General features: G+C 50.8%; 10 protein-coding genes and 1 pseudogene. 1 reads left to right on the top strand and 10 read right to left on the bottom strand.

All coding sequences use genetic code 11. The annotated features are described in order from the left end of the window. The first annotated feature begins 73 nt into the window (after nt 1-73). Nucleotides 74-328: a 30S ribosomal protein S20 gene (rpsT, locus tag ACI31J_RS05800; RefSeq protein WP_104689242.1), complete on the top strand. Its 255-nt coding sequence runs from the start codon at nt 74-76 to the stop codon at nt 326-328. Between the two features lie 105 nt (nt 329-433). On the opposite strand, the gene holA is transcribed toward rpsT, so the two are convergent. From holA to ACI31J_RS05850, 10 genes and pseudogenes are all read right to left on the bottom strand, one after another. Next, nucleotides 434-1468: a DNA polymerase III subunit delta gene (holA, locus tag ACI31J_RS05805; protein ID WP_439773492.1), complete on the bottom strand. Its 1035-nt coding sequence runs from the start codon at nt 1466-1468 to the stop codon at nt 434-436. Further along, a complete protein-coding gene (locus ACI31J_RS05810; protein ID WP_439773493.1) occupies nt 1438-3660 on the bottom strand; it encodes a DNA internalization-related competence protein ComEC/Rec2 in 2223 nt (740 codons plus the stop codon). The genes holA and ACI31J_RS05810 overlap by 31 nt, the downstream gene beginning before the upstream one ends. Before the next feature lie 47 nt (nt 3661-3707). Next, nucleotides 3708-4190, bottom strand: a complete 483-nt coding sequence (locus ACI31J_RS05815) for a ComE operon protein 2 (RefSeq protein WP_439773499.1) — start codon at nt 4188-4190, stop codon at nt 3708-3710. Between the two features lie 60 nt (nt 4191-4250). Then, nucleotides 4251-4877, bottom strand: a complete 627-nt coding sequence (locus ACI31J_RS05820; protein ID WP_439773494.1) for a helix-hairpin-helix domain-containing protein — start codon at nt 4875-4877, stop codon at nt 4251-4253. Nucleotides 4878-4986: 109 nt separating this feature from the next. Continuing rightward, nucleotides 4987-6033 (bottom strand): SepM family pheromone-processing serine protease, encoded by a 1047-nt coding sequence (locus ACI31J_RS05825; protein ID WP_439773495.1) that lies wholly within the window; start codon nt 6031-6033, stop codon nt 4987-4989. Beyond that, nucleotides 6017-6538 carry a pantetheine-phosphate adenylyltransferase gene (gene coaD / locus ACI31J_RS05830; protein ID WP_283594935.1) on the bottom strand — a complete coding sequence of 174 codons (522 nt, stop codon included), beginning with the start codon at nt 6536-6538 and terminating at the stop codon, nt 6017-6019. The genes ACI31J_RS05825 and coaD overlap by 17 nt, the downstream gene beginning before the upstream one ends. A gap of 5 nt (nt 6539-6543) precedes the next feature. After that, the gene (gene rsmD / locus ACI31J_RS05835) at nt 6544-7104 is read right to left on the bottom strand and encodes a 16S rRNA (guanine(966)-N(2))-methyltransferase RsmD (protein WP_439773496.1); all 561 of its coding nucleotides are present in this window, start codon (nt 7102-7104) and stop codon (nt 6544-6546) included. Next, nucleotides 7104-7385, bottom strand: coding sequence for a YlbG family protein (locus ACI31J_RS05840; protein WP_439773497.1), 282 nt, complete (start codon nt 7383-7385; stop codon nt 7104-7106). The genes rsmD and ACI31J_RS05840 overlap by 1 nt, the downstream gene beginning before the upstream one ends. 15 nt (nt 7386-7400) lie before the next feature. Further along, a complete protein-coding gene (locus ACI31J_RS05845; RefSeq protein ID WP_439773498.1) occupies nt 7401-8609 on the bottom strand; it encodes an FtsW/RodA/SpoVE family cell cycle protein in 1209 nt (402 codons plus the stop codon). 99 nt (nt 8610-8708) lie between these two features. Next, a pseudogene (locus ACI31J_RS05850) lies at nt 8709-9069 on the bottom strand (translational GTPase TypA); the annotation flags it as partial.

Below are 9069 nucleotides of genomic sequence, written 5' to 3' on the forward strand. Positions count from 1 at the left end.
GCCAGTCTTTTGTATAATGAAAAACGTTGAAAATTCTGGTCAACTGAATAACCGGGTAATGGAGGTGAAACTCATGCCAATTATTAAGTCAGCAATTAAGCGTGTTAAAACTAGTGCCAAGGCCGAAGCCAAGAACGCTTCACAATTAAGCCACATGCGGACTGCTATCAAGAAGTTCGACAAGGCAAAGCTTGCTGGTGAAGATGACCTTGAAAAGTTATACAAGGATGCTATCTCAGCAATTGACCGTGCACACTCCAAGGGCCTTATCAAGGCCAACAAGGCTGCACGTGACAAGTCACGTTTATCAGCTCGTTACAACAAGTAATGACCGATAACGGTAACAGGCAATCATTATGGTTGCCTGTTTTTTTGTACCCAAAATAAATACAGCAGCAATCACGAACCTTTTTATTCGCGGTTGCTGCTGTATTTATTTGGCTACCTTTGCCTGGTGAGCGTACTGAAGCATAAAAAGCTGAAAAAGCAGTGCCGGATCGCGTTGGGTGGTCTTAAGCGCCCGCTCGATGCGAATCAAACCAAGATAGGCATTTTCCAGCGCCAACAAAGAGAAGTTGCGGGCCGTCCGCAAACCCAGCTTAACCCGGTACGGGTGAACATTAAGCTGCTTAGCCAGATTTCCTTGACTAAGCCCCCGACTGCTCAACACCTTCAACTGAATCAGCAATCGAAACTGCCCCACTAGGACGGCATTAATCCGCAGGGGCTGCTGCTGACCGGCAAGCAGCTGACGATATAGGTTGAGGGAACGGACCTGATCATGACGAAGAACCGCTGTTACCAGGTCAAAGACATTCTCATCGAGGGACTGCGGCACCAAAGACGCCACTTGTTGCTGCGTGATGTGCTTGTCTTGGTAAGCTAGGATCTTCAGCTTAGCCAGGTTGGCAATCATCAGGCCGTAGTCGGCGTTAGTACGCCGCACCAGCTCATCCACCGCGGCCTGGTCGATCTGAAAGCCCGCGTCCATCAATTGACCCACAACCTGTTGACGGGCCTGCTGTTCGTTTAGCGGGGCCGCACTGACGGTCACGGCAACCTTCTTGAGAAGTTTGACGATCCCCTTACGACCATCCAGCTTCTCGTACGGTGCCAAAATCACCAGTGTAGTGGTCAGCTCAGGGTGGTTCAGGTAACGCTTGAACGAATCCAGGTCATGTTCAACCTTTCCCCGTTTCTTCTCACCGGTAAGAAAGTAGGGCTTGTTGATTACCACCAGCCGTCGTTCACCGAAGAACGGGGCCGACATCGCATCATCCAATGCCGTAGCAACCGGGGTGGTCTCCATATCGTAGCGCCCGACATTCATCACCTGTTCGGCTGAAGGAATCAAGCCTAAAAACTGGTCCAGCGCCTGCTGCTGTAAGGCCTGCTGGGTTCCCAACACCAGGTAAATCGGCGCCGGACTGTTTTTTTTCAATTGTTGAGACAATTCGGTAATGTCCATTTTACTTCTTCTCCTTTAAGGGTGGTCCGCCATAGACCGCCTTGTTGTGTGTAAACGTATCTGATCATCCCATACTGCTGGGTCGAAAGAACGCGGATCCGGCGTTGGTGAAGACTAGCCACCACCCCATCATCAGGATGGTGGTAACGGTTGAACCGCCCCGCTGAGATAATTCCCCACTGCGGCTGCAACTGGTCTAAGAAACGTTCATCGCTGGCCGTTTTGCTGCCATGATGGCCCAGTTTCAAAACATCGGCATGAAGTCCCGGGTAGCGTTCAATGACCGCCCGTTCACCAGCCCGATCCAGATCACCAGTAAACAGGAATTGCTTCCCGCCAAAACGGCCGGTCAAGACCATTGAATCCTCGTTCTTCGCCTCGCCGGGAGCAAACGGGTGCAGAATTCTCAAGTTGGGGTCGATATTGGGATGCTGATCCGTAACCGGAATGATTTGGGGCTGGTTAGCAGTCCCCACCTTCCTGGTCAGCACCGCCTGCTTTTCCATCCCCGCTGGCACCGCGATCCGTTTAACCCGTATATTCCTAAGGACCGTTGGCAGGTAGCCAATATGGTCGGTATCGCGGTGACTGAGGTAAATAGTATCGAGGTGATCGATTCCACGACTTTTCAGATAATTGATACTGGTCCGAGTAGCAGTATCACGAGTCTGGCTTGGCTGATGCCGGCCAAAATTCAGCTTACCACCAGTATCAATCATCATTACATGGCGATTAAGCGGCTCCCGAATGATAATGCAATCACCCTGGCCGATATCCACAAAGACAACCTCACCATTTATGGGCAGGTGAATTGCCAAGAAACAACTGAAATATGCCAGAACCAGTATCAGCCACCGGCGCGAGTTCCGGTAGTTGCTAATACACCATAAGGTCAGCAAGAATAAGATCAGCGCCATCCAGAAAGCTGGCTTCCCAAAAACGACCTCGCCCGGCAGCTGAGCAGCCAGTCCCATTAGGCGTTGAAAAAACAGGAGAAGGCAATTAACCAGCTCACCGACTAGCGGCGTCAGCCAGTAGGTTGCCGCGCTGACCAAGACCAGCGGAAAAAGCACAAACGAAAACAGGGGGATCATCGGATAGCTGATCACCAGGCTGAGCCAATGAAATTCAAAGACATAACTCAAAATCGCCGGCAAACTAGCGATACTCAAGAAGAGGGACTGACGCAACGCAGAAAGCTGCCGGTCCATCACCTGAAGCAAAAATGATAGCAAGTAACTCAATTGTCCACCCAGGCTGAGCAAGACCGCAGGCTCCCAGGCCATCCCGACCAAGAGACTCACCGCCCAGCTATCCAGGCGATCAAGCTTCAGAATACTCCGCAGCAGCCCCGCTTCGGCCATGATTACCGCCCGCACCAGGCTCGGTGCTCCGCCAGCAATAATCAGATAAAGCGGCAGTGCCAGAATCAAAATTCCGTCGATCAGCTCACGGTCCAGCCACAGATATATCCCGAGCCAGCGCATCAGCGCAATCAACAGGACAACGTGCATCCCCGAAATGCAAAAAAGATGGATGATCCCCAGCCGTTTAACGTCTGCCATCAGCTGATCATTAGACGGACTGCCCTGCCCAATAATCAACTGCCGACAATACCCGGCCAGCGGTTCCGGCATCTGATTAAAATAATTGCCTAACTGCCAACGCCAACGATGACACCGGTCCCGAAGATCCCAATGCGCTATATTGCTGACCGTTGGGGGACAATCAAGACGAACCTGGTTATAGACCCGCCGTTGCTGGTAGTAATGCCGCAAGTCAAATTCATTTTCATTGGTAGCGGGCATTACCGGCTGAATCGTCCCCGTCAATTGCCAATCAGTTGGCCGATCTAGTTGCCGAAACTGCGCTAACAATCGGGGATCACGTACGTTAAACGCTAGGGATTCCCTGGTCCCTGACTGTCTATTCGTTCCGATAGCAGTAATAAAACTGTCCTGAACCTTGATATCATCCGGTAAAACCTTAACCACCTGCGTAACCGGGTGACAGTCAGTAACAGTCTTTTTATCAATTTGCCGTTGAAAAAACCAGCAGCAACCACTTGCAACCACGATGGTCAAGCAGCAGGCCAGCAAAACCGGCGGCCGCCGCAAGCAACAAACCCGTAACAGAAGATAACCGGTAAAAAGCCAGCAGAGCGGCCGCGGACCCAGGATCGCAACGGTCACCGTCCCCGCAATCAGGGCCGGAAATACCCAACAATGCTTAATCTTTCCTATTGCTCAGGACGAATATACTGTCCTAAGCGAACCTCATCTAAGATATCGTCATCGAGTTTAATTTGGTGGAGGTGGATGTTCTTAAGCTTAATCAGCTTCATTGCGTAATCATCATTGTGGTAATTGCGAATATAGTTGATTTCCTTGATTCCCGCTTGCAGGAGACTCTTCGTACACTGCAAGCAAGGAAAATCGGTCACGTACAAGCTGGCCCCGTCCATCGAGATCCCAAACTTGGCGCACTGTAAAATAGCGTTCATTTCAGCGTGAATAGTCCGGACACAGTGCCCGTCACGCAGGTAGCAGCCCGCATCCAGGCAGTGGTCGTCGCCCGAAACCGACCCGTTGTACCCGCCGGCAATGATCCGCTTGTCACGCACCAGGACGGCACCAACCGATAGCCGGTTGCACGTACTGCGCGAAGCCAGCAAAGCCGCCTGAATCATAAAGTACTGATCCCAATCGATTCGCTTTCTCACCATAATTTTGTCACTCCTTTATCTGATATAGTATAGCAAAGAATCCACCCAAACCAAAAGTTAGACCGCTAACTGATCCCTGATTTTCTCAACCGACTTGTCACCAAAGCCGCTCACCTGCTTCAGTTCATCCACCGACTTAAATTGGCCGTGCTGCTCACGATACTGAAGGATCAGGTCCGCCTTCTTATCTCCAATCCCGGTGATCTGACATAACTGTTCCTTAGTCGCCGTGTTGAGGTTAATCGTTGTCGTGCCACTAGCCAAACCAGGGTTGCCGGCATCAGCACTTCCAGCCGCACTGCTCCCCGGCACCGTCTCTCCATTAACCGGTACATACACAACCTCTTGATCCGTAAGCTGCTTTGCGAGGTTGACCTGCTTCATATCGGCATTGTTAACAATCCCGCCGGCTGCGGCCACCGCTTCATTCACCCGGGCGCCGTTTTTTAGCTTATAAATCCCCGGATGCCGGACCGCACCTTTCACATCGACACAAACCTGACTGCGGGCAGAAGAGGCCGTTACAATCATGCTGCTGGTTGAGCTCGTCATCATGGCCTGGTCATCCTGAAGCGGGGCCTCCGCCGGCTGTTTAATCAGCCAGCCGCCGACCAGCCCCACGATAGCAGCTAAAATCAAGAGTTGGTAACGATAATTTTCCCAGATTTCCTTCAGGCGCTCCATATGATCCCTCCCATATAGTAAATACGGGAAGCTACCATTTTGACACGAAAAAGAAGAGCCGGAGAAAATTTTTCGTTTTTCTCCGGCTCCTCGCTAGTTCTTAACTTTATCACTTTTGTTCCAAGTAACGAACGGCCTGTTTGAATGAGGTCACAGGAACAACCTTCATTCCCGGTGCATACCGCTTCGCCGTCTTCTTTGCCAATTGATAGTTAGTCTGATGGCCTTCTTCGTACTTCAATATCTGCTTGGTTGGCTTGATGTATGGAGCAAAGAAAATGGTGGCGCCAGCACGGTGAGCGGCGATGACCTTCTTATCGATTCCGCCAATCTCACCAACACTGCCATCAGGGGCAATCGTCCCGGTACCAGCAATCTTACGACCCCGTTGAAGATCATGCCCGCTGATCTGTTCATAGATCTGCAGGGTAAACATCAACCCGCCAGATGGACCGCCCAGTTGCCCGGGGTCCACCCGTACCGGGATCTTAGTCTTTACTTTCATGTTATTAGTCAACAGAATCCCAATACCGGCTCGGGTGGAGGTCAGTTTAACCAGCCGGTGAGTCGTCTGATGCTGGTGACCGTCCCGCTCGTAGGTAACCGTCAGCGGCGAACCAACCTTCTGCTTGCCAATATAATTCTGGAATCCCTCGGCGGTGTTGAAGTGGTGACCATCAACCTTGGTAATGGTGTCTCCCACCTTGATCGTCTTGCGGAACTTGGAATTGGGCTCCACCTGAAGGACATAGATCCCCAGGTATTGCCGGCTGACCTGCTGGTGGGCCGCCTTGTAAGCAATTGCGATTGCCTCGTTGATTGAGCTTTGCATGTAGAAATGCTGCACGCGGTCGAAGGTAGCCCCGCTCTGACCACCTGTAACGTCATCCGCCTTCTCAATCGACAGGTAGGGAACAGCCTTGGCAACCAAGTAGGTAGCCGGATGGGCCCGTTGCAAGGCCACCGACGTTATCATAAAGCTTCCCTTTCCCGGGTCGGGATGACCCTTCACTTGAACAAACGAACGCAGGTTGGTAGCATTTCCCGGCGCTTCAACATAGGAGTTCAGCGGCCAAAATAGGAACCAGCCCAAGAAGAGGATCAGGGCAAGGATGCCGCCAATCCAGCGAAGGACTTGTTTATCTTGTCTTTTCATTATGCTCCTTCACCCGCATTAATTGACGTTCTTCCAGCCGTTTCTTCAGTGCCGCATTGATATTTGCCGGCAAGTACGCAGAAATGTCGCCCCCGTTAGAGGTAACCTCCTTCAGCAGACTGCTTGACAGGTGCTGGTATTCTGGCTTGGCCAGGAAAAAGATGGTCTCGCACTGGTCATCCAAGAAGTTGTTCATCGCGGCAATATCCCGCTCATATTGGAAGTCGGCGTTGTTTCGCAACCCCCGCATCAAGTAGTCGGCACCGATCCGGTTCATTAGGTCAACCGTCAATCCGGACGCCGTAATTACCGAAACGTTATCTAATCCGGCCGTAGCCTCCTTGATCTGTTGGATCCGTTCTTCAACAGAGAACAAAGGCTTCTTGCTGGTGTTGGTCATCACCGCCACCGCCAATTGGTCGAAAAGGGCGCTCCCCCGCTTGATCAAGTCGAGGTGTCCCAACGTCAGGGGGTCAAAACTCCCGGGAAATACAGCAACTTTCATAGCAATTACTCCTTTCGAAAACGGTAAATGGTCAGTACTGTTATACCATAGGTCTGTCGGCGAATAAACGTAAAGTTATCCAAGTCATCCGTGGGTAAGTCGGCCTCCTGATTGGTCTCGGCAACGATCACCGCACCATCGTTTAGCAGGCCATCTTGCACCATCTGGCCGAGATCCTTCAAAATCTGCTGCTTCGCATACGGCGGATCCAGGTAAACCATGTCAAAGTGCATTCCCTTTTTCCCCAGCATCCCCAAGGCCTTACGGGCATCCATTTTGTAAACGGTAAACCGTTCAGGGTGCTTGGTAACTTCAATATTGCGCTTGATCGTTTTGATTGCCTGATACTGCCGGTCAATCAAGACGGCATGTTCAATCCCACGGGAGATCCCCTCGATGCTCAACCCGCCGCTGCCGGCAAACAAGTCGAGGCTTTGTCCGCCATCAAAGTATGGCCCGATGATGTTAAAGAGGGCCTCCTTCACCTTATCAGTCGTTGGCCGCGTCGCCATGCCAGGTACCGCACTCAATTTGCGGCCGCGAAACTCACCAGATACTACTCTCATTACTTATCATCCTCATCATGCATTTTATACACCCCGGTCATCTTAAGGTCCGTCAAGGTAGGATCGAGGTCCGGTCGTGCCGACTCTTGAACCCCCCGTACTGCCCGCAGCTGACCGATTTTTACCTTTAATTGATCAACCTGGTCCTGATTAACATATAAAATTACGTAATGCATCCGCCGGGAAACATAGCGCACCGTTCCATAGCGACGCAACGTCCGGACAACCCGATTACCGTTAATATACACCACCAGGGCCCGGCGCTCGGTTAACTTAAACATCTTATCATATCCTCACTAGTCTGTAGGTAAAAATGGCTCGCCAATTTCGATCTGGTCCTTATTCTGTTGAATGCTGATATTGATGATGATCCCGACAGTCGCCGAAAGCACCAGCATACTAGAACCACCATAACTGATGAATGGGAAGGTTACCCCCGTAATCGGGAGCAGGCCAAGGACCCCACCGATGTTGAAAAAGGTTTCGATTGTAAAGAAGGTAGCAGCGCCATAGCAGATCAGGGTCTGATATAGAGACGAACTCTTGACCCCCAGCTGGATCATCCGGCAGATAATGACCAGCAACAGGATCAGAATTGCACAGACACCAACCAAGCCGAGCTCCTCGCTGGTAATCGCCATGATGAAGTCGGTGTTGGGTTCGGGGAGGTAGCCCATCTTTTGAACACTATTCCCCAGACCAACCCCGAAGATGCCCCCATTACTGATGGCGTAATAGGAATTGACCAGCTGGCTCCCTGAACCGTTTGCGTTACCAAACGGGTTCATGAAGGCAATGAACCGCTGAACTCGGTAGCCACCGTGCAGCCATCCGTTAATAATGGCAATTTGGAAACCAAAGTATAGGACCAGAGGCGCCCCGATCACTAAAGTAATGGCCTTGCCCCAGCGAATGTCACATGCCAGCACCATTACGATAATAATACTCAAGTTGATAGCCGCACCCCCCGTATCCGGCTGGGCAGCAATCATTAACAGGTATATAAACGCTAAGCCTAACGAGCCGCGATACGATGACATTAAGAAGTGATGGCCTTCTTGCCGGGCCTTAGTCATTCGATCAGCCAGGTATAGGATGAAGTACAATTTACAAAACTCGACCGGCTGGATATTGATCGGCCCAAAGTTAAGCCAGCCCTTCGCACCGTTAACTGCTTTACCAAGTACGAGCACCGCTAGTAGTAAAAGCCCCATGCCGATAGTCGAATATTTAAGGAACCGCGTTGTGCGATAATGCTTCAAGGGATAGTTGGCACAGAAAATCAGAACGATAATGCCCATCACAACGTAAATGCTCTGCTTAATCAAGTAGGCCTGAGGAGTACCACCATTCTGCATTTGAATCGCCGCACTCGAAGAATAGACCATCACAATCCCAATCAAACACAGGATGAGATACGGGACCATCAGATAGTAGTCCCAGTAATGAAAATTCTTTTTAATTGTTGCCAGTCCATGACGGGGCCGACGCTTAATCTTTTTCACAAAGTACACCTGCTCAAATTAAAATATCCTTTTTATTATAGCATTATACTGAAAAACCCGAAAAGCATCATCGTGCCTTTCGGGTTTTCTTAAACTTATTTACTTGCGTGAAGCTGCACGACGGCGCTTAGCTTCCTTTTCACGAGCATTCGTGTTCAGGATCTTCTTACGCAGCCGAATGTTTTCTGGCGTAACTTCGCAGTATTCATCTTCGTTCAAGAATTCAAGTGATTCTTCGAGGGAGAAGTGCGTTGGCGTCTTGATGTGCGCCATTTCGTCAGAACCAGCAGCCCGGACGTTGGTCAGGTTCTTACCCTTGGTGATGTTAACGGTGATGTCGTTTTCACGACTGTTTTCACCGACGATCATCCCTTCGTAGACTTCCGTACCTGGGTCGATCAGCAGTTGACCACGACTTTCGATCCCCATCATAGCGTAGGTAGTAGCCTTACCAGCATTC

It is taken from the genome of Limosilactobacillus sp. (assembly GCF_051873075.1).
Taxonomy (GTDB): domain Bacteria; phylum Bacillota; class Bacilli; order Lactobacillales; family Lactobacillaceae; genus Limosilactobacillus.